The following is a 19,407-nucleotide window of genomic DNA, read 5'->3' as shown; positions in this document are numbered from 1 at the left end:
CCTGGGGCTCAATTGAGTTGCACGAGACGTCTCGTCTCGCCTACGGTCGGCCCATGACAGCGTCGAAGCGTGCCCATATCGCCATGTTCTCCATCGCCGCCCACGGGCATGTGAACCCGAGCCTGGAGGTCATCCGGGAACTGGTCGCCCGGGGGCACCGCGTCAGTTACGCGATCCCCGCCTCCTTCGCCGCGAAGGTCGCGGCCACCGGCGCGGAACCGGTGATCTACACCTCCGTACTGCCCGGCCCCGACGACGATCCCGAAGCCTGGGGCACGGAGCTGATCGACAATCTGGAGCCGTTCCTCGATGACGCCGTCCAGGCGCTGCCTCAGCTGGCCGAGGCGTTCGAGGGCGACCGCCCCGAGCTGGTCCTCGGTGACACCATCTCCTATCCGGCGCCCGTGCTCGCGCACCGCTGGGGCGTTCCGTATCTCCAGTTCTCGACGCACATGGTCGCCTGGGAGGGGTACGAGAAGGACGTCGCCGAGCCGATGCTCGCCGAGCTCGACGCCTCCGAACGCGGCAGGGCGTACCGCGCGCGGTTCCAGGAGTGGCTGGACGAGCACCACATGGACCACACCGACCCGGACCGGCTGGTCGCCAGGCCCGCCCGTTCCCTCGTACTGATCCCCAGGGCGCTCCAGTACAACGCGGAGGCGGTGGACGAGTCCGTGTTCACCTTCGTCGGTGCCTGTCAGGGGGACCGCGCCGAGCAGGGGGAGTGGCGGCGGCCCGCCGGGGCGGAGCGGGTGCTGCTCGTCTCGCTCGGTTCGGCCTTCACCAAGCAGCCCGCCTTCTACCGGGCCTGTGTCGAGGCGTTCGGGGATCTGCCGGGCTGGTATGTCGTCCTGCAGATCGGCGCGAACGTCGACGAGGCCGAGTTGGGCGACGTACCGGCCAATGTGGAGGTGCACCGCTGGGTGCCGCAACTGGCCGTCCTCAAGCAGGCCGACGCGTTCATCACGCACGCGGGCGCCGGCGGCAGCCAGGAGGGCCTGGCGACGGGCACGCCGATGGTCGCGGTCCCGCAGGCCGTCGACCAGTTCGGCAACGCGGACATGCTGGTCGCGCTGGGTGTGGCCCGCCGTCTCGACACGGAGGCGGCCACCCCCGAGGCCCTGCGCGCGGCGGTCCTCGCCGTGGCCTCGGACCCCGAAGTGGCCAGGCGGCTGGGGGAGATCGGGCGCGAGATGGCGAAGGAGGGCGGTACGCGACGGGCGGCGGACCTGATCGAGGAGGCCCTGCCTGCGGGCGCGATCTGAACGGCGCGTGCGGTCTGAACGGCGCGTGCGGTTTGAGCGGCGGGGCATGGGCGGGTTCAAGCCGGATCGTCCCGCGCGCCGGCGGTCCGGGAGCGGGGTCCCCTCCGGCCCACCCGGCTGGCTCAGTGCGTCCGGCGGCCGTCGCTTTCTCCCTCGCGGAGCGCGGCGCCCGCCGCGCCGCGCCCGCCTTGCCGCGCCTGGCCCGCCGCGATCCGCTCGCGCCGGGAGCCCCGCGCGCGGCCTCCCGTCCTATCGTGTGCTCATGAGCACGACGTACGCCGCCCTCCTGCGCGGGATCAATGTGAGCGGCCACAGACGAGTCCCGATGGCAGACCTCCGTGAGCTGCTCTCGGAGCTGGGCCACGGCGATGTCCGTACCTACCTCCAGAGCGGCAACGCCGTCTTCACCAGCGAATCGGACGACGAGAGCGCCCTCGGCGCCGCTCTGGAGCGCGCCATCGAGCAGCGCTTCGGGTTCACCGTCGACTGCCTGGTGCGCGGCGCCCCGTATCTGCGGGCGGTCACCGAGGCCTGCCCCTTCCCGGCACACACGCTGGCGGGCAAGCAGCTCCATCTCACGTATTTCTCCGAGCCGGTGGGCCCCGAGCGGCTCGCGTCGCTCGACCCGGCCGCGTATCTCCCCGAGGAATTCCGGCTGGGCGACCGCGCGCTGTATCTGTACGCGCCGGACGGCCTCGGCCGCTCCAAGCTCGCCGGAGCGCTGGCCAGGCCCGCCCTGTTCAAGGGCGTCACCGCCACCACCCGCAACTGGAACACCGTACTCAAACTGGTGGAGCTCACCCGTGACTGACCGAACGTCCGCGATCTCCGCCGCCATCCGGGCCGAACTGCGGCTGCTCGACCGGGCGGTACGGTCCTCGCCGGCCCTTCTCGCGGAGCTTCTCCACCCGGATTTCAGGGAGTTCGGCTCCTCCGGCCGGGAGTGGGACCGCGCCTCGGTCATCGCGATGCTCACGGAGCAGGGCGGGGCCTCGGCGCCCCCGCCGATCACCACCTCCAAGATGCGGGGCGTGCGGCTCGCCCCCGATGTGGTGCAGCTGACGTACGACAGCGACTCCAACGGCCGCCGGGCCCACCGCAGTTCACTGTGGCGGCTGACCGATGGCCGCTGGCTGCTCTTCTTCCACCAGGGCACGCTGTTCGATTAGACCCTGTCCCTGTCCCTGTCCCTGTCCCTGTCCCCGTCCCTGTCCCCGTTCCCGTTCCCGTTCCCGTTCACGCGGATCAGCGTCTGCTGGCCGGTCGCCACGAGCGTCCGTCGCACGTCCTCGACGCCGAACACCTCCAACTGGCAAACGGTCAGCGTCCGTCCGGACCTCACGACCGTTCCCACCGCCTCGATGTGGTCACCTTCGGCAGGCGCGAGGAGATTGATCTTGTACTCCACCGTGAGCACCGAGGTGTTCTCGGGAAACAGGGTGAAGGCCGCGTAGCCGCCGGCGCTGTCCGCGATGGCGCTGGTGGCGCCCGCGTGGAAGTAGCCGTGCTGCTGGGTGACTTCGGGACGTCCCGGGAGGACGATGTGCACACGTCCTGGTGCGATGTGCGCCAGCCGTGCACCGAGGTGGCCCATGAGCCCCTGGCGCTCGAAGCTGGCCCGGACGCGATCCCGCACCTCGGGGCTCACCTGCTCCTGCCGTGCCGGGTTTTCCACGTGCTCTCCTTCCGTCCGTCAGCGGGTCAGGCGTTCCACGAGGAGGAAGCCGCCGATGGCGATCATCATGGCACCGGAGGCACGGGTCACCGCACGGGCCGCTGAGGGCCGCGTCTTCAGCACGGTGCGGGCGAGCACGCCGACGGCGAGGTAGACGATCGCGCAACTGGTCATGTGGAGCGTGCCCAGCAGACCCGTCTGGGCGGCGACGGGCCAGCTGCCTCCGGGGTCGATGAACTGGGGGAACAGCGAGAAGTACAGCAACAGCGCCTTGGGGTTCAGACCGCTGATCCCCGCGCCCTTGAGCATGATCTGCCGACGGGAGGAGGCCACCGCCTCCGTGGACGCGCTCAGCCCGGCCGGCCGGGCCAGGACGTTCCAGCCGAGCCACATCAGGTAGGCGGCCCCGAGAACGGTCAGCGCGGTCAGCAGGCTCGCCGAGCTTGCGACGATCACCACCAGGCCGGCCACGGCGAGCAGGGTGTAACCGGCGTATCCGGCTATCAGCCCGGCGACCGCGGGAACGACCGACCGGTCCCGCAGTCCCGCCGCGATCGCATAGGCCCAGTCCGCGCCGGGGGTGAACACCAGCAGAAGATCCACTGCCAGGAAGGCCGCCAGCGTGGTCGGGTCCATGGACCGATCCCTCTCCGTTCTTCGACAGGAGAGGAAAGATTACGTCCGATCTGCCCGAAAATGTTTCCGTCTTTACCCCGAGAGCCAGCGATGAGAGGGAGAATCTTCCGCATGGATGCCTTGGACCGGAAGATTCTTGCCGAGCTGCAAGTGGACGGCCGCCTTACGGTGACCGAGCTGGCCGCCCGCGTGAAGCTGAGCGTCTCGCCCTGCCACCGACGCGTACGCGACCTCGAACGCGCGGGCGCGATCCGCGGCTACCGCGCCGTCGTGGACCCGGCGGCCATCGGCCTGAACTTCGAGGCCCTCGTCTTCGCCACCCTGCGCTGGGAGGACCGCGACACCGTCACCACGTTCGAACAGGCCGTGGCCGCCGTCCCGCACGTCATCCAGGCCCAGCGTCTGTTCGGCGAACCCGACTACCTCCTGCGCGTGGCCACCACCGACCTGGCCGCCTTCCAGCGGCTCTACGACCAGCGGTTGGCCGTCCTGCCCGGCGTTCAGCGCCTGACCTCGACCCTCGTCATGAAGCACGTCGTCGACGACCGCCCACTGCCCGAGTAACCGCTCTCCGCGGACACCGCCGCTGGGTTGGCCGGGCGGTGTCACTTTCGGGAGGAGTCCGCGGGGCCGGCCAGCTCGACGATGTCGTCGGAGGCGACATCGTGCAGGCGGATGGCCAGATCCTCCAGCGCGCGGCTGGCGGCGAGTTCGTCGCCTATCTCGGGTACGGTCCGGTCGATCGGATTGCGCCGGGCCATGCCTCTGCCCGCGAGACGTGAGGTGTCCTGGGTGGTCAGGATGGCATCGGCCTTGGTCTCGTCACCCTCTTCTGTGATGTGGATCTGCACGGTCCAGTCCTTGGATTCCATGGCTATCACCTTCCGCTCTTCCGAGTCTCCGGACGGACGCGCGCCGTGAATAGGGCCGAACGGTACCGGCAGGGGTCCCCGCGGGCCGGTTCTCCGGCCCGCGGGGACCCCTGTCCGCCTGACAGACAGCCCCTACGGAGCCAGCGTCCGGCCGAGGCGCGCGGTCGCCGGGGTGCCCAGGTTGGAGCGGCTGTAGTAGACGCCGCCCTTCGCCGAGATGCCCGCGCTCCCGCTGTCCAGCTGCAGGATGACTCCGTCGCCGCCGTCCTCGCCGTCCGCCCCGATCGCGAGATCGGCGCGGCCGAAGCCGGAGAGATCGTGCAGGACGACGGACGAGGCGAGCCGGTCGCCGGACTCGGTGGCACCGGCGATGTCGGTCGTGTCCTGCGAGTACGAGAGCGCGCCGGTGCCGGTCATGCCGGTGGCGCTGCCCCGGAACAGGAGCGCGGTTCCCGCGTCCGTACGGGACGCACCGTCGCGGGTGATGTCCTCGTTCGGGGCGCCGGCCAGTACGTCGTCGTAACCGTCGAGGTTGTAGTCGCCCACGGCGACCGAAGCGCCGAGATCGTCGCCCGTCTCGCCGGTGCCGGGGACGCCGGTGGAGTCCTGGTGCAGGGTGATCGCGCCGGTCGATGTCAGACCGGACGTGGCGCCCTTGATCATTGTCACCGCGCCGCCCTTGGCGGTGGTGCCGGACTCGGTGGAGGACGGCTGGCCCACCACGAGGTCGCTGATGCCGTCGCCGTTGATGTCGCCCGAGGCGATCGACCTGCCGCCCTTCGCGGCCAGGATGCCCACGCGCTGGAGACCGGTGGCCGAGCCCTTGAGCCACAGGACGCGCCCGACGCCGCCGGGATCGCGGAAGGTGACGGCGGCGTCCGCGTAGCCGTCGCGGTTGAAGTCGCCGGTCGTGGTGTCCGCGTACGCGACGGACGAGGTGTACGCCGAGGTGTTCAGGTAACCGGACTTCGCCGCACCGGACTTGGAGTCGTAGGACCACCAGCGACCGGGCTTGCCGGGAGCGACGGAGAAGATGTCGGCCCTGCCGTCGGCGTTGAAGTCGGCGACCGAGACGGCCGTACCGAGCTTCTCGCCCGCGGCGCGGGTGGCGGTGGCGGTGGTGTAGGACGTACCGGAGCTGAGATTCGGGCCGTACAGGACCGTGACCGCTCCGGCGTCGGCGTGGCCGGTGGTGTCGTCCTCGCCCGGGGAGCCGATCGCCAGGTCCGCGTATCCGTCGCCGTTCACATCACCGTACGCGGGGGAACTGCCGAACTCGTCGCCGGTCTCCGAGGTGCCGGGCACCCCGGAGCTGCTCTGGGTGAGGGTCTTCTTCAGGGACGCCACGGGGCCGTCCGCGCCGCCGGGTACGAGCGTGAGCGACCCGCCGCCCGAGACACCCGGGGTGCCGGCCACCAGGTCGGGCACCCCGTCGCCGGTCACGTCCGAGGTGGCGAGCGCGTGCGAGATACCGGGGGTCGCCGCCAGGGTGCGGATCAGCGGCAGCTTCGCGTAGAGACCCGCGCCGGGGCAGGCGGTGGCGTTGGTGTCGCGGTGGCCGAAGACCCGCGGCAGCGTGACCGAGGTGCCCTTGGCGACGAGATTGCCGTCAACGCCCTTGTCCGAACCCGAGGTGAGCGCCACCGTCCCGGTCGGGCTGATGCCGTACATGCCGAACTTCCAGGCGACGACCCGGGCGATGGCGTCGAGACCCGCCCGGGTCGGCTTCAGCTTCTCGGTGTTGCCGATGTACGAGACGCCGACCGTGTTGGTGTTGAAACCGATGTCGTGGGCGCCGGTCACCGGGAGATCCATGCCTCCGCTGCGGCCCTCGAAGATCTGCCCGCAGCGGTCGACGACGAAGTTGTAGCCGATGTCGTAGTAGCCGCGCGCGAAATGGTCCTGCTGGATGGTGCGCAGCCGGGCACGCGACTGGGCGCAGGAGACCCCGTTGTCGCTGTCGACGCCCGTGTGGTGGACGACGGCCGCCTTGATCTCCTGGCCGTACGTGGGGGTGCCGTCGTAGTCCGTGGAGGCGCCCCACCGCGCCTGGGAGATGACCGGAGGCTTGACGACGGTCGAGGGGCGGGGCGCCGGCACGGTCTCCGACGGCGAGGGGGACGGCGGGACGGTGTCGCCGGGGGAGGCGGAGGCGCTCGGCGAAGCCGGTGCGGAGGGGGACTCGGACGGGGGCGCCGATTCGGCGGGGGATGGCGGGTCGGACGGTGTAGTGCTGTCGGTCGGTGCGGTGCTGTCGGTCGGGGTCGCGGCGGGCGTGGTCTCCTCCGCGTACGCGGCGGGCGCGGCGGCGAGCGGCTTCCCGCCCTTCGGGTCCGTACCGGGGTCGAGGAGCTTGACGTCCATCCCGGCCGGCAGGGCGGAGGCCGTGGAGCCGTCCTCGGCCACCACGCGCACTTCCACCCCGTCCGAGTCACCGGTCCACACCGAGGCGGTTCCGCCGCGGGTGACGGCACGCTCGCCCTCGGCGCCGTCCGCGGAGAACGGGTCGTCCGGCAGGGGCTGCCAGCCCGACCACTCGCCCGTCGCGAGATCCCGGGACCGCACCTCCGCCCTGCCCTTGAGCTCTGCCTCGGCATCGGGCCAGGTCAGCAGTACCGCGCTGAACCGCTGGGTCTCCTTCTTGGGCAGATTCCGCCGGTCCGTTCCCTGGCCGTCAAGCTTCAGAGTCCGCACGGACGCGGCTCTGGCGCCCGGCGCCGGACGGTCACCGGAAGGGGTGGCGACGGCATAGGTCACCACCCCCGCGCCCCCCAGTACGACGGCGCCGATGGTCAGCCAGGCCCGGCGTTTGATACTCAGTGGTCGATACGCGTGCGACGTACGCGGGCTCAATGCCCCACCCCTCGGTTGCTGTCACGATGCGGCGCGCCGTCATGAACGATGGACGGGCCATGGCTCACCCAGCGCGCGCCCCCGCCCGAACGTCACCAGGGGAAGGAGTGACCCATGTCACTCAGTCCCACCAGAACGACCAGACGGGCTCGTCGCGCAGTTGCACGGCATACCGCGGGAACGTCTCGCTGAAGCTCTGGTAGATGTTGGCGGGGCAGAGCAGCAGATGCTCCAGCGCCATGTGCACGGACTGCTCGGGGCCGGTCGGCGGTGCCGCTACGGAGACGTAGAGCATCGACCCCGTCATCCCGAGCACCCGCGCGCCGAACCGGTCCTCCCAGGTGCGCAGAACGGCCGACAGCGCGGCGGGGCGAATATGGTTCGCCGAGCCGGGCCAGCCGGCCACCGCCGGGATGTCGGCGCTGCGCGCGGCGGCGACCAGGCCCAGGTGCTGGCGTCCTTGCGGCAGCCGGGGGCAGGTGTCGGCGACAGCACGCCGGGCCGCGGCCTCCGGGTCGGGGATCCTCGCCGGTGCCGGGGCGAGTCCTGGCCATGACTCGTACGGTGGACCGGGGTCGTACCGGGGCTTGTACCGGGTCTGTCGGTACTCCTCCCACGACGTCGCCAGCCACTCCTCCCCGTCGATGGCGTCGGCATCGGCGCTCGCGCCCGGAGCCGGGCCGATGTCCGGCCATCCCACGAACACCGGCCGCAGGCCCGTCTCGTCCTGCCGCTCCTGGGCCGCGCCCCACCAGCGGACGATGTCGTCGACGGGCTCGTCGGAGAGCCACATCACGCAGTCGTCGGCCTCGTCGGCCTCCTCAGCGGAACGTTCCGTTCCGTCGCGGAGGATGAACCGGCCCGGTGGCAGCGCGTGCGGTGAACCGGCTAAGCCGGCGGCCCAGTCCGGCGCCGGGCCCGTCACGCGCCCCGCCTCGTTCTCGTACGCACTGGGTTCCCCTTTCGTCCGGTTGCCCGAATGACCCAGCGCGGGGCGGTCCCGAACCGTCACCTCGGGGCCGTTCTCAGGAGGTCTGCTGCTGCCCCTTGCCGTTCTCGGCCGGGCCCTTCCCGGTCTCGTCCTCCGGCTTGTTTTCCGGGGTCTTCTCCGGCGTCTTCTCCGGTGTGGGCTCCGGGGAGGGCGTGTACCCCAGGAGGGCGGCGCAGTACGCCGGTACGTGCTCCTCGCCGCCCGCCGCCTGGACGAGGCGCTGCCAGGCCGTCGCGTTCAGGGCGTTGCCCCGGCCGGTGACCTTCTCGAAGTTGCGGCAGTGCACCTCGGTGGACCTCGACCGGGGAGGGGAGCCCCGCGGGGTGTCGTCGGGTGAGGCGCTGACGGACGGGGCCGGCGCGGAGGACGACGGCGTGGACTCGCCGGTCTGTTGTCCGGGCGTCCCGGAGCCGGTGGAGGAGGCGGGGGGCGAAGCGGTACTCGGCGGGGGACTCTCCGGACTCTTGGCGGGGCGGCCGGGGACGTGGGGGACGCCGAACGTGGCGACGGCCACCCCGCCGAGGGTGAGGCTCGCGAGGAGCGCGCCCGCCGTGGCGCGCCAGGCGCGTGCGGTGAACCGCCGGGGGCGGTGCGGGCGCCAGTCGTCCCTGCGGCGGGTGCGTGCGGTGAGCGCCCCGGCGTCGCGGGCGGCGCGGAAGGCCGCGAGGGCCTGGTCCTGTGACTCGTGGGCGGGGGATTCCGCGCGTACGGCGGCGGCGAGGATGTCCTCGACGGACGGTTCGTGCGGTGCGCCGCCCGTACCGCCCGTGCCGCCCGACTGGTGTGTGTTCATCTTGACTTCCCCAGCGTGGGAGAGGACTCATCCGTCACAGTCGGTATGCGCAGTCGCTGCGCCAGCCGTTTGAGACCGCGGTACGCGGCTGTCCGTACGGCGCCCGGACGCTTGGCCAGGACCCGGGCGGCGGCGGGACCGTTGAGTCCGACGACGACACGGAGCAGTACCGCCTCCGCCTGGTCCCGGGGCAGTTCGGCGATCAGCGCGAGCGCCTGCTGGGTCGAGATGGTTTCGAACGCCTCGTCCTGGGTGCTGTGGGTGCCGGGGAGTTCGAGTAAATCCTGCTCGAAGGCGGAAGGGCGCGGCCGGGACTTCTGCCGGCGCAGATGGTCGAGCGCGCGGTGCCGGGCGATGGTCGCCGTCCAGCCCCGGAAGCCCGCGCCGTCGCCGCGGAAGCGCCCCAGATCGCGGGCGATCTCCAGCCATGCGTCGGCCGCCACATCCTCCGCCTCGTCTCCGACCAGCCCGCGCACATAACCGAGCAGTCCGGGCTGGACCAGACGGTACGCGATGGCGAAGGCGGCCTCGTCCCCCTCCTGGGCACGCGCGACCGCCGCCCCCAGTTCCTCGTCGTGCTGGTGGGCGCGGCGGCCCTCGCCTGCCTGTTTCAAAGCTTCCCTATCCGTGCCGGTACGGCACAGTCCCCCCCGTGCCACTGCCTCTCATGATGATCAGCGCGCGCGAGCACAGGAATGTCACAGGGTCCCCGCGAACCCCACAGGACCCGGCCCGTCACTGGGCGGCGTGGCTACGCGGGACGCGCCAGCGGTGTGATGCGTTCCGGGGCCGCCGCCCTCTCGTCGTAACGGCGCAGCAGCAGCCGTGCCAGCTCGGGGGCGGCGCCCAGCACCCCGGCCAGCACCTCCGCGCCGCCCTCCCGGGCACCGGCCGCGATGCGGTCCGGCAGGAAGCCGGGGGCGATGACGTACGGCGCGACGGCGACCCGCCGTACGCCCTCCGCGCGCAGCGCGCGCACCGCGTCCTCGGTACGGGGGAGTGATGCGGAGGCGAACGCAGGCCGCACGGCGCACCAACCGGTGTGCCGCCACTCCCGCGCGATTTCAGCGATCACTGCGATCGCCTCCGGGTCGGAGGAGCCCGCCGAGGCCAGGACGACCCCGGTCGAGCCCTTGTCGGCGGGGGTGAGCCCCGCCTCGTACAGCCGCCGCTCCAGCGCGACCGTCAGCAGCGCCGAGGGGCCGAGCACCTCGGCCTGCCGGATCCGCAGCAGCGGGTGGCGGGCCGAGGCCTCGCGCAGCACCGCCGGGATGTCGGACTTGGCGTGGAAGGCGCGCGTCAGCAGCAGCGGCAGGGCGATCACGTCCCGTACGTCCTCCAGCGCCAGCCGGTCCAGCAGCTGGGGCACGGACGGGGCGTTGAAGTCCAGGAAGCCGGTCTCCACGCGCAGCCCCGGCCGCAGCGACCGCAGCCGCCCGGCGAGGGCGTGCACGGTCGCGGCATGCCGGGGGTCGCGGCTGCCGTGGGCGATGACCAGCAGTACAGGAGGGTGCGCGTGGTCCATGAGGTGCCTGGAGTGTCTGGGGTGCCTGGAGTGCGAGTGGTGCGTGTGGTGCATGGGATCAGCTCTTCACCAGGAGACCACGGCCGCGCAGCACCCGACGCTCCAGCGGACTGAAGATCAGCAGGTCGATGGCGATACCGACGATCAGGATCAGGAAGATGGCGAGGAACACCATCGGCATACTGCCGACCGTACGGCCGTTCTCCAGCAACTGCCCGAGCCCCACACCGAGATCGGGCGAGGACGCGATGATCTCCGCGGCCATGAGCGAGCGCCAGGAGAACGCCCAGCCCTGCTTCAGCCCGGCCAGATAACCGGGCAGCGCGGCCGGCATGACGATGTGCCAGGTACCGCGCAGCCCGGTGGCGCCGAGCGTACGCCCGGCCCGCAGGAAGAGCGGCGGCACCTGATCGACGCCGGAGACCAGGCCGTTGGCGATCGAGGGGACCGCGCCGAGCAGAATGACCGCGTACATCATCGAGTCGTTGAGCCCCAGCCAGATCACGGCCGGCGGCACCCAGGCCACCGACGGCAGCGACTGGAGTCCGGAGAGGATCGGGCCGATGGCCGCGCGGACGAACTTCACCCGGGCGACCAGCAGTCCGAGCGGCGTGCCGATCACCAGCGCCAGCAGGAAGCCCAGCAGACCGCGCGACACACTGGTCCAGATATAGCCGAGCAGGGTGCCCTGCGCCCAGGCGTCGGACACCTCGGCCCACACCGCGCCGGGCGAGGGGAGCTTGTAGTCGTCGGTGACCTTGGCCCAGACGAGCAGCTGCCACACCACCAGCACCAGCGCGATGGCGACGACGGGCGGCAGCACTTTCTGGACGAGCGTCCGGCGCAGCGGCGTACGCCCGGTCTGTACGGTGTCCAGCGCGTCGAGCCCGGCCTCCAGGCCGGCCATGTCGCCGTGCGGCGAGACGTCCTCCGGTGAGGCGTCCCCCGGCGACGTGCCCTTGGGCGACGTGTCCTTCCGCGTCGTCTCAGTGCTGGCCATGGCGGCGGATCTCCCCACGCAGTTCTTCGGTGATCTCGACGGACAACTCCGCGACGGCGCTGTCCTCGATACGGCGCGGCTGCGGGATGTCCACCCGCCACTCACGGGCCACCCGGCCGGGGCGCGACGACAGCAGGACGACGCGCTGCGCGAGCCGTACCGCCTCGCGCACGTTGTGCGTGACGAAGAGGACCGACAAGCCCGTCTCGTGCCAGATACGGGTCAGCTCGTCGTGCAGGACGTCCCGGGTGATCGCGTCGAGCGCCGCGAACGGCTCGTCCATCAGCAGGAGCCGGCTGTCCTGGGCGAGCGCGCGGGCCAGCGCGACCCGCTGCCGCATCCCGCCGGACAGTTCGTGCACCCGCTTGCCGTACGAGCCCTCCAGCCGTACGAGACCGAGCAGCCGCTCCGCCTCGCCGCGCCGCTCCTGCTTGGGCACGCCGCGCAGCCGCAGCGCCAGCTCGATGTTCTTGCCCGCGGTCAGCCACGGGAACAGCGCGTGCTCCTGGAACATCAGGGCGGGCCGGCCGCCGGGGGTCTCGATGGACCCGGCGGACGGCCGGTCGAGCCCCGCGACCAGATTGAGCAGGGTCGACTTACCGCACCCCGAGGCTCCCAGGAGGGTGACGAACTCGCCCGGTGCGACATCGAGCGTGATGTCGTCCAGGACGAGCTGCTGCCCGGCCGGTGTCACGAAGGACTTCGAGACATGCGCGATACGGGCGGCGTGGTCCACCGCCGGGGTGCTCTCGGCGGCCTTGGCGAAGGTTGTGGCCATGGTCGTCACCTCCTGGGAACGGGTGGATACGGTCCGGGTCCTGGGCTTACTTGACGCCGAGACCGGCGTCGGCCACCTCGGGCTGACCGGCGGCCTTGAGCACCTTGTTGAGGGGCCCCAGGTCGTAAATGCCGTTCAGGTCCGGCTTCTTGAGCAGTCCGGCCTTGACCGCGTGATCGGCCTCCGCCTGGAGCGTCGCGGCCAGCGGGTCATTGGTGATCTGGATCGACTGCCACGCCGGGTCGAGGACCTCGGGCGGCAGCGCCTTGCCGGAGAGCGTCTTCAGCGCCTGGTTGGCGGACGCCTTCGCCTTCTCCTCGTTCGCGTTGATCCACTCGTTGGTCTTCACCGAGCCGCGCAGCACGGCCTCGACCACGTCCGGGTGCTCGCTGAGGAACGTCTGCGACACGATGATGTTCGTGATCACGAACTTCTTGTCCGGCCACAGGTCCGACTCGTCGAGCAGTACCTTGGCGCCCTCCGCGACCAGCTTGGACGCGGTCGGCTCCGGCACCCAGGCGCCGTCGACGGAACCGGACTTGTAGGCGTCCGGGGTGATCTTGTTGTCCGTACGGACGACGGAGACATCGCCCTTGCCGGACTGGGCGTCGACCTTCCAGCCCTTCTCGGAGATCCAGTTGAGGAACGCCACGTCCTGCGTGTTGCCCAGCTGCGGGGTGGCGATCTTCTTGCCCTTGACGTCGTCCAGGGTCTTGATTTTCGCCGGGTTGACGACGAGCTTCACCCCGCCCGACGCGGAGCCGCCGATGATGCGCAGGCTCTTGCCGCCGGTCTGGGTGTAGCCGTTGATGGCCGGCGAGGGGCCGATGAAGCCGATGTCGATGCTGCGCGCGTTGAGCGCCTCGATCTCGGAGGGGCCCGCGTTGAAGGTCGAGGGCGCCACCTTCGTACCGCCCAGCTCCTTCTGGAAGAGACCCTCCTGGATCCCGACCAGGGCGGTCGCGTGGGTGAGGTTCGGGAAGTAACCGATCTTCACCGTGTCGGCGGAGAGCGCCTTGCCCTTGGCGGCCGGGACGGCGGCGCTGTCGCTCTTGTCCGCCTCGGAGCCGTAGCCGCAGGAGGTGAGCGCGACGGCGAGCAGCGGCAGTGCGGCCACGAGGGCGAGTCCGCGGCGGGCGGTGGTGCGGGAGACAGGCACGGGAGGGGTTCCTCTCGTTGGCCCGGTGCTCACGCCCTTTTCTACGGAGTCGGGGGCGCGGCCGGGAAGTCGGCAGGTCTTCGGCGGAACGGGTCGTACGGGTACGGCGGGTGGGGGGTGCGGGCGCGCATGCGGTGCGCGTACGTCATCGCGCACATCGCGCCACCCCGCCCGTTCCCGCGCCGAGGGCGCCGCTGCCCACCCGGCCGCCCTCCTTCGCGAACGTCGCGAAGACGTCGTAGACCGTCAGCGCCATCAGAAGTCCCAGCCTTCTTCGCCGGCGGCCGGGGCCGCGTCGGGCGCGGTGGCCGCGTCGGCGAAGGCGTCGCCCGCCATGCCGGCGCTCAGCGTCGTACCGTCGGCGGGGTCGATCAGCAGGAAGGAGCCGGTGTGCCGGGAGTCGGCGTAGCTGTCGAGCGCGAGCGGCTCGGCGGTACGGACCTTCACCCGCCCGATGTCATTGGCGACCAGCTGTCCGGGGGCCGGGTGCTGGGAGAGATCGTCCAGCGTCAGCCGGGACGGGATGTCCTTCACGATCGCCTTGACCGTACGGGTGGTGTGCTTCAGCAGCACCCGCTGCCCCACGGTCAGCGGCTGGTCGGCGACATGGCAGACCGTCGCCTCGACATCCTGGGTCGTGGCGGGCAGCTGCGCGGTGGGCGCGATCAGATCGCCGCGCGAGACGTCGATGTCGTCGGCGAGCCGGACCGTCACGGACTGCGGCGCCCAGGCGAGGTCCACGGTGGTGCCCGCGCCCGCGCCGACGCCGAGCGCGTCGATGCCCTCGATCGTGCTCGTACGGCCCGAGGGCAGGACGGTCACCGGGTCGCCGACGCGCAGCACCCCGGAGGCGATCTGGCCCGCGTAGCCGCGGTAGTCGGGGTGCTCGGCGCTCTGCGGGCGGATCACGTACTGCACCGGGAAGCGCGCGGGGCAGTCGGCCAGGTCATGGCTGACCGGGACGGTCTCCAGATACTCCAGCACGGTCGGGCCGCCGTACCAGTCCATGTGCGCGGACGGCTCCACGACATTGTCACCGGCGAGCGCGGAGATCGGGATCGCGGTGCACCAATTTTCCCGGGGGTTCCCCCCAGACCCCCAGCCCGGGACGCCCAGGGAGGCCGCGTACGCCGTGAACTCCTCGGCGATCGCGGCGAAGACGGGCTCCGCGTACCCGACGAGGTCCATCTTGTTGACGGCCAGGACCACATGCGGGACCCGTAGCAGGGCGGCCACCGCTGCATGGCGACGGGTCTGCTCGACCACACCGTTACGGGCGTCCACGAGCACCACGGCCAGCTCGGCGGTGGAGGCTCCGGTCACCATGTTCCGGGTGTACTGCACATGCCCGGGGGTGTCGGCGAGGATGAACCGCCGCCGGGGCGTGGCGAAGTAGCGGTAGGCGACATCGATCGTGATGCCCTGCTCGCGCTCGGCCCGCAGCCCGTCCGTGAGCAGCGCCAGGTCCGGTGCCTCCTGGCCGCGGCTGCGGGAGGCGTGCTCGACGGCCTCCAACTGGTCGGTCAGCACCGACTTGGAGTCGTGCAGCAGCCTGCCGACGAGCGTGGACTTGCCGTCGTCGACGGAGCCCGCGGTGGCGAACCGCAGCAGTGTGGTGGCCGGCAGCCCCTCCGCGAACTGCTCCGCGGCGATGTTGCTCGTGCTCGTCATGGCTAGAAGTACCCCTCGCGCTTGCGGTCTTCCATCGCGGCCTCGGACATCTTGTCGTCGGCGCGGGTCGCGCCGCGCTCGGTGAGCCGGGAGGCGGCGATCTCGGCGATCACCGCGTCGAGCGTGGTGGCGTCGGAGTCGACGGCGCCCGTGCAGGACATGTCACCGACCGTGCGGTAGCGCACCAGGCGCTTCTCGACGGTCTCGGACTCCTTGGGCCCGCCCCACTCCCCGGCGGTCAGCCACATGCCACTGCGCCGGAAGACCTCCCGCTCGTGCGCGAAGTAGATCTCCGGGAGCTCGATCCCCTCGCGGGCGATGTACTGCCAGACGTCCAGCTCGGTCCAGTTGGAGAGCGGGAAGACCCGGACATGCTCGCCGGGGGCGTGCCGGCCGTTGTAGAGGTGCCACAGCTCGGGCCGCTGACGGCGCGGGTCCCACTGCGAGAACTCGTCGCGCAGCGAGAACACCCGCTCCTTGGCGCGGGCCTTCTCCTCGTCGCGCCGGCCACCGCCGAAGACCGCGTCGAACCGCTCGGCCTGGATCTTCTCCGTGAGCGGCACGGTCTGGAGCGGGTTACGGGTGCCGTCGGGCCGCTCGCGCAGCTTCCCCGCGTCGATGTACTCCTGTACGGACGCGACATGCAGCCGCAGTCCGTGCGCGGCCACCGTGCGGTCGCGGTATTCGAGCACCTCGGGGAAGTTGTGCCCGGTGTCGACATGGAGCAGTGAGAACGGCACCGGCGCGGGCGCGAACGCCTTCAGCGCCAGATGGAGCATGACGATCGAGTCCTTGCCGCCGGAGAAGAGGATCACCGGCCGCTCGAACTCGCCCGCCACCTCGCGGAAGATATGCACCGCCTCGGACTCCAGGGCGTCCAGATGGCTCAGCGCGTACGGGGCGTCCGTACCCTCGGTGACGGCGGCGACGGTGGTGGTCACGCGAGACCCCTCTCGGCGAGCAGCGCGTGGAGCGCGGCGGCGGACTCCGGTACGGACTGGGTGTGCGACTCGATCCGCAGATCGGGCGAGTCCGGCGCCTCGTAGGGGTCGTCCACCCCGGTCAGCCCGGAGATCTCGCCGGCCGCCTGCTTGGCGTACAGCCCCTTCACATCGCGTACGGAGCACACCTCGACCGGCGTGGCCACATGCACCTCCAGATATCCGGTGCCCTCGGACTGATGGCGCTTGCGCACCGCCTCACGGCTGTCCGCGTACGGTGCGATCACCGGCACCAGCGCCTTGACGCCGTTCGACGCGAGCAGCTCGGCGACGAAGCCGATGCGCTGCACATTCGTGTGCCGGTCCTCGCGGCTGAAGCCGAGGCCCGCGGAGAGGAACTCCCGGATCTCGTCGCCGTCGAGCACCTCGACGCGGTGGCCCTCCGCGCGGAGCCGGTCCGCCAGCGCGTTCGCGATGGTCGTCTTGCCCGCGCTCGGCAGTCCGGTGAGCCAGACCGTGGCGCCCCGCTCCGTTGTCCCCGCCGTGCCGGTCGTCGCTGTCCCCGGTATCCCCGATGTCCCTGTCGTCTCCGGCACGCTCGAACGCCCCTCCTCCTGACGGCCCGTCATCCGTGCAGCCCGCACTCGGTCTTGGCGCGTCCGGCCCAGCGGCCGGCGCGCGCGTCCTCGCCCTCCAGCACCCGGCGGGTGCAGGGGGCACAGCCTACGGAGGCGTAACCGTCCATCAGCAGCGGGTTGGTGAGCACTCCGTGCTCGGCGACATACGCGTCCACATCGTCCTGCGTCCACCGGGCGATCGGGGAGATCTTGACCTTGCCGCGCTTCTCGTCCCAGCCCACGACCGGGGTGTTGGCCCGGGTCGGGGACTCGTCGCGGCGCAGTCCGGTGGCCCAGGCGTCGTATTCCGCCAGGCCCTCCTCCAAGGGCGCGACCTTGCGCAGGGCGCAGCACAGATCGGGGTCGCGGTCATGCAGCCGGGGGCCGTGCTCCGCGTCCTGCTCGGCGACGGTCCTGCGCGGGGTGAGCGTGATGAGACGGACGTCCATCACCGCCTCCACCGCGTCCCGGGTGCCGAGGGTCTCGGGGAAGTGGTAGCCGGTGTCGAGGAAGACCACATCGACACCGGGCCGTACCCGGGAGGCGAGATGGGCGACCACCGCGTCCTCCATCGAGGACGTCACACAGAACCGCGCGCCGAAGGTGTCGACGGCCCAGGTGAGGATCTCCAGGGCCGAGGCGTCTTCGAGCGCCCGGCCCGCACGCTCGGCGAGGGCCCGGGGATCGTCGGTCTCCGTCCGTGCCGTCATATCTCTTCGCCTCCATCGCTCCGTTGGAGTCCACGGGACAGCAGCCCGAGGAACTTCAACTGGAAGGCGCGATTGCATGCCGCGCATTCCCAGGCGCCATGGCCCTGTTCGTTCGGACGCAGGTCCTCGTCACCGCAGTACGGGCAGTAGAAGGGTGCCGCGCGCTCGCTCACGACAGCGCCTCCTCCGACGCGCGCGCCGCCCAGCTGGCGAAGCGCTCGCCGTCCTCGCGCTCCTTCTGGAAGCGCCCGAGCACCCGCTCGACATAGTCGGGCAGCTCCTCGGAGGTGACCTTCAGACCGCGGACCTTACGGCCGAATCCGGCCTCCAGGCCCAGCGCGCCGCCCAGATGCACCTGGAAGCCCTCGACCTGATTGCCGTCCTTGTCCAGCATCAGCTGGCCCTTGAGACCGATGTCCGCGGTCTGGATACGGGCGCAGGCGTTCGGGCAGCCGTTGATGTTGATCGTGATCGGCTCGTCGAACTCCGGGATACGGCGCTCCAGTTCGTCGATGAGCGTGGCACCGCGCCGCTTGGTCTCGACGATCGCCAGCTTGCAGAACTCGATACCGGTGCAGGCCATCGTGCCGCGCCGGAACGGTGACGGACTGACCCGCAGGTCCAGCGCCTCCAGACCGGCCACCAGCGAGTCGATCCGGTCCTCCGCCACATCGAGGACGATCATCTTCTGCTCGGCGGTGGTCCGCAGCCGGCCCGAGCCGTGCGCCGCCGCCAGCTCGGCGATCTTCGTCAGCGTGGCGCCGTCGACCCGGCCGACGCGCGGTGCGAATCCGACGTAGAAGAGACCGTCGCGCTGCCGGTGCACCCCGACGTGGTCCCGCCAGCGGTGTACGGGCTGCTCGGGCGCGGGGCCGTCGATCAGCTCGCGCTTGAGGTACTCCTCCTCCAGGATCCGGCGGAACTTCTCCGCGCCCCAGTCGGCGAGCAGGAACTTCAGCCGGGCGCGGGTGCGCAGCCGGCGGTAGCCGTAGTCACGGAAGACCGAGATGACACCGGTGTAGACGTCCGGGACCTCGTCGAGCGGCACCCAGGCACCGAGCCGCTGGCCGATCTTGGGGTTGGTGGAGAGTCCGCCGCCCACCCAGAGGTCGAAACCGGGCCCGTGCTCCGGGTGGTCGACCCCGACGAACGCGATGTCGTTGATCTCGTGCGCCACGTCCAGCGACGGCGACCCGGAGATCGCGGACTTGAACTTGCGCGGCAGATTGGAGAAGTCGGGGTTGCCGATGATCCGGCGCTGGATCTCGTCGATCGCCGGCGTGCCGTCGATGATCTCGTCCTCGGCGATACCGGCCACCGGCGAACCGAGGATCACGCGGGGGGTGTCACCGCACGCCTCGGTCGTGGAGAGCCCCACCGCTTCGAGCCGGTTCCAGATCTCCGGCACGTCCTCGATCCGGATCCAGTGGTACTGGATGTTCTGCCGGTCGGTGATGTCGGCCGTCCCGCGCGCGAACTCCTGCGAGATCTCGCCGATGACCCGCAGCTGCTCGGTGGTCAGCCGGCCGCCGTCGATCCGTACCCGCAGCATGAAGTACTCGTCGTCCAGCTCCTCCGGCTCCAGGATCGCGGTCTTGCCGCCGTCGATCCCGGGCTTGCGCTGGGTGTAGAGACCCCACCAGCGCATCCTGCCGCGCAGATCATTGGGGTCGATCGAGTCGAACCCGGCCTTGGAGTAGACGTTCTCGATGCGCGCGCGCACATTGAGGCCGTCGTCGTCCTTCTTGAACTGCTCATTGCCGTTGAGCGGAGTGAAGTGACCCACGGCCCACTGGCCCTCGCCGCGGTGACGGCTCACCTTGCGGCGTGGCGTGGCGCTGGAGGGCTGTTCCGGGGTGGCGGCCATGGCGGATACGTCCTTCGAGACATGCAGGAGGGCGGCTCTGAGCCGCACACTCGC

Annotated in this window: 21 protein-coding genes; 4 read left to right on the top strand and 17 right to left on the bottom strand. The window is 71.1% G+C overall.

The window, feature by feature from the left end; translation table 11 throughout:
• Nucleotides 1-53: 53 nt before the first annotated feature.
• From mgt to IF11_RS0107690, 3 genes are all read left to right on the top strand, one after another.
• Complete coding sequence (gene mgt, locus IF11_RS0107700) at nucleotides 54-1,265, top strand: macrolide-inactivating glycosyltransferase (RefSeq protein WP_030350702.1); 1,212 nt, start codon at nucleotides 54-56, stop codon at nucleotides 1,263-1,265.
• Nucleotides 1,266-1,527: 262 nt separating this feature from the next.
• A complete protein-coding gene (locus tag IF11_RS0107695; RefSeq protein ID WP_030350701.1) occupies nucleotides 1,528-2,076 on the top strand; it encodes a DUF1697 domain-containing protein in 549 nt (182 codons plus the stop codon).
• Nucleotides 2,069-2,434 carry a nuclear transport factor 2 family protein gene (locus IF11_RS0107690; protein WP_030350700.1) on the top strand — a complete coding sequence of 122 codons (366 nt, stop codon included), beginning with the start codon at nucleotides 2,069-2,071 and terminating at the stop codon, nucleotides 2,432-2,434. Before IF11_RS0107695 ends, IF11_RS0107690 begins: the two co-directional genes overlap by 8 nt.
• Here IF11_RS0107690 and IF11_RS0107685 read toward each other — a convergent pair.
• Together IF11_RS0107685 and IF11_RS0107680 are read right to left on the bottom strand one after the other, a co-directional pair.
• Nucleotides 2,431-2,859 carry a PaaI family thioesterase gene (locus IF11_RS0107685; RefSeq protein ID WP_420894571.1) on the bottom strand — a complete coding sequence of 143 codons (429 nt, stop codon included), beginning with the start codon at nucleotides 2,857-2,859 and terminating at the stop codon, nucleotides 2,431-2,433. The two genes, IF11_RS0107690 and IF11_RS0107685, sit on opposite strands and share 4 nt — an antisense overlap.
• A 99-nt stretch (nucleotides 2,860-2,958) precedes the next feature.
• Nucleotides 2,959-3,576, bottom strand: coding sequence for a LysE family translocator (locus IF11_RS0107680; protein WP_030350698.1), 618 nt, complete (start codon nucleotides 3,574-3,576; stop codon nucleotides 2,959-2,961).
• Between the two features lie 111 nt (nucleotides 3,577-3,687).
• Here IF11_RS0107680 and IF11_RS0107675 point away from each other — a divergent pair, with 111 nt between their 5' ends.
• Entirely contained in the window at nucleotides 3,688-4,140 is a 453-nt protein-coding gene (locus tag IF11_RS0107675; RefSeq protein WP_030350697.1) for an Lrp/AsnC family transcriptional regulator, read from the top strand.
• Between the two features lie 41 nt (nucleotides 4,141-4,181).
• On the opposite strand, the gene IF11_RS0107670 is transcribed toward IF11_RS0107675, so the two are convergent.
• The 15 genes from IF11_RS0107670 to IF11_RS0107600 all read right to left on the bottom strand — a co-directional run bounded on the left by IF11_RS0107670 (nucleotide 4,182) and on the right by IF11_RS0107600 (nucleotide 19,353).
• Nucleotides 4,182-4,448, bottom strand: a complete 267-nt coding sequence (locus tag IF11_RS0107670; protein WP_030350696.1) for a DUF1876 domain-containing protein — start codon at nucleotides 4,446-4,448, stop codon at nucleotides 4,182-4,184.
• A gap of 132 nt (nucleotides 4,449-4,580) precedes the next feature.
• On the bottom strand, nucleotides 4,581-7,301 hold the full coding sequence (locus IF11_RS0107665) for an FG-GAP-like repeat-containing protein (RefSeq protein ID WP_030350695.1): 2,721 nt from the start codon (nucleotides 7,299-7,301) through the stop codon (nucleotides 4,581-4,583).
• Between the two features lie 121 nt (nucleotides 7,302-7,422).
• Nucleotides 7,423-8,226, bottom strand: coding sequence for a DUF4253 domain-containing protein (locus IF11_RS37690; RefSeq protein ID WP_051745624.1), 804 nt, complete (start codon nucleotides 8,224-8,226; stop codon nucleotides 7,423-7,425).
• Between the two features lie 100 nt (nucleotides 8,227-8,326).
• A complete protein-coding gene (locus tag IF11_RS0107655) occupies nucleotides 8,327-9,085 on the bottom strand; it encodes a hypothetical protein (protein WP_030350693.1) in 759 nt (252 codons plus the stop codon).
• Nucleotides 9,082-9,699, bottom strand: a complete 618-nt coding sequence (locus tag IF11_RS0107650) for an RNA polymerase sigma factor (RefSeq protein WP_030350692.1) — start codon at nucleotides 9,697-9,699, stop codon at nucleotides 9,082-9,084. Before IF11_RS0107650 ends, IF11_RS0107655 begins: the two co-directional genes overlap by 4 nt.
• A gap of 137 nt (nucleotides 9,700-9,836) precedes the next feature.
• The gene (locus IF11_RS0107645) at nucleotides 9,837-10,610 is read right to left on the bottom strand and encodes a sirohydrochlorin chelatase (protein WP_030350691.1); all 774 of its coding nucleotides are present in this window, start codon (nucleotides 10,608-10,610) and stop codon (nucleotides 9,837-9,839) included.
• Between the two features lie 58 nt (nucleotides 10,611-10,668).
• The gene (locus tag IF11_RS0107640) at nucleotides 10,669-11,610 is read right to left on the bottom strand and encodes an ABC transporter permease (protein ID WP_030350690.1); all 942 of its coding nucleotides are present in this window, start codon (nucleotides 11,608-11,610) and stop codon (nucleotides 10,669-10,671) included.
• Nucleotides 11,597-12,388, bottom strand: coding sequence for an ABC transporter ATP-binding protein (locus IF11_RS0107635; RefSeq protein ID WP_030350689.1), 792 nt, complete (start codon nucleotides 12,386-12,388; stop codon nucleotides 11,597-11,599). The genes IF11_RS0107640 and IF11_RS0107635 overlap by 14 nt, the downstream gene beginning before the upstream one ends.
• Before the next feature lie 46 nt (nucleotides 12,389-12,434).
• Nucleotides 12,435-13,547 (bottom strand): aliphatic sulfonate ABC transporter substrate-binding protein, encoded by a 1,113-nt coding sequence (locus tag IF11_RS0107630; protein ID WP_030350688.1) that lies wholly within the window; start codon nucleotides 13,545-13,547, stop codon nucleotides 12,435-12,437.
• Nucleotides 13,548-13,802: 255 nt separating this feature from the next.
• On the bottom strand, nucleotides 13,803-15,218 hold the full coding sequence (locus IF11_RS0107620) for a sulfate adenylyltransferase subunit 1 (RefSeq protein ID WP_030350686.1): 1,416 nt from the start codon (nucleotides 15,216-15,218) through the stop codon (nucleotides 13,803-13,805).
• Nucleotides 15,219-15,220: 2 nt separating this feature from the next.
• The gene (gene cysD / locus IF11_RS0107615; RefSeq protein WP_030350685.1) at nucleotides 15,221-16,159 is read right to left on the bottom strand and encodes a sulfate adenylyltransferase subunit CysD; all 939 of its coding nucleotides are present in this window, start codon (nucleotides 16,157-16,159) and stop codon (nucleotides 15,221-15,223) included.
• The gene (gene cysC / locus IF11_RS0107610; protein WP_420894570.1) at nucleotides 16,156-16,788 is read right to left on the bottom strand and encodes an adenylyl-sulfate kinase; all 633 of its coding nucleotides are present in this window, start codon (nucleotides 16,786-16,788) and stop codon (nucleotides 16,156-16,158) included. Before cysC ends, cysD begins: the two co-directional genes overlap by 4 nt.
• Nucleotides 16,785-17,486 carry a phosphoadenylyl-sulfate reductase gene (locus IF11_RS0107605; protein WP_030350683.1) on the bottom strand — a complete coding sequence of 234 codons (702 nt, stop codon included), beginning with the start codon at nucleotides 17,484-17,486 and terminating at the stop codon, nucleotides 16,785-16,787. The genes cysC and IF11_RS0107605 overlap by 4 nt, the downstream gene beginning before the upstream one ends.
• Complete coding sequence (locus tag IF11_RS41230) at nucleotides 17,483-17,659, bottom strand: hypothetical protein (protein WP_165371890.1); 177 nt, start codon at nucleotides 17,657-17,659, stop codon at nucleotides 17,483-17,485. Before IF11_RS41230 ends, IF11_RS0107605 begins: the two co-directional genes overlap by 4 nt.
• Nucleotides 17,656-19,353: a nitrite/sulfite reductase gene (locus IF11_RS0107600; RefSeq protein WP_030350682.1), complete on the bottom strand. Its 1,698-nt coding sequence runs from the start codon at nucleotides 19,351-19,353 to the stop codon at nucleotides 17,656-17,658. The genes IF11_RS41230 and IF11_RS0107600 overlap by 4 nt, the downstream gene beginning before the upstream one ends.
• Nucleotides 19,354-19,407: the final 54 nt, after the last annotated feature.

The organism is Streptomyces scopuliridis RB72, from assembly GCF_000718095.1.
Taxonomy (GTDB): Bacteria; Actinomycetota; Actinomycetes; order Streptomycetales; family Streptomycetaceae; genus Streptomyces; species Streptomyces scopuliridis.
The sequence above is the reverse complement of the archived record's forward strand: the minus strand, read 5'-3'. Positions and strand labels throughout refer to the sequence as shown.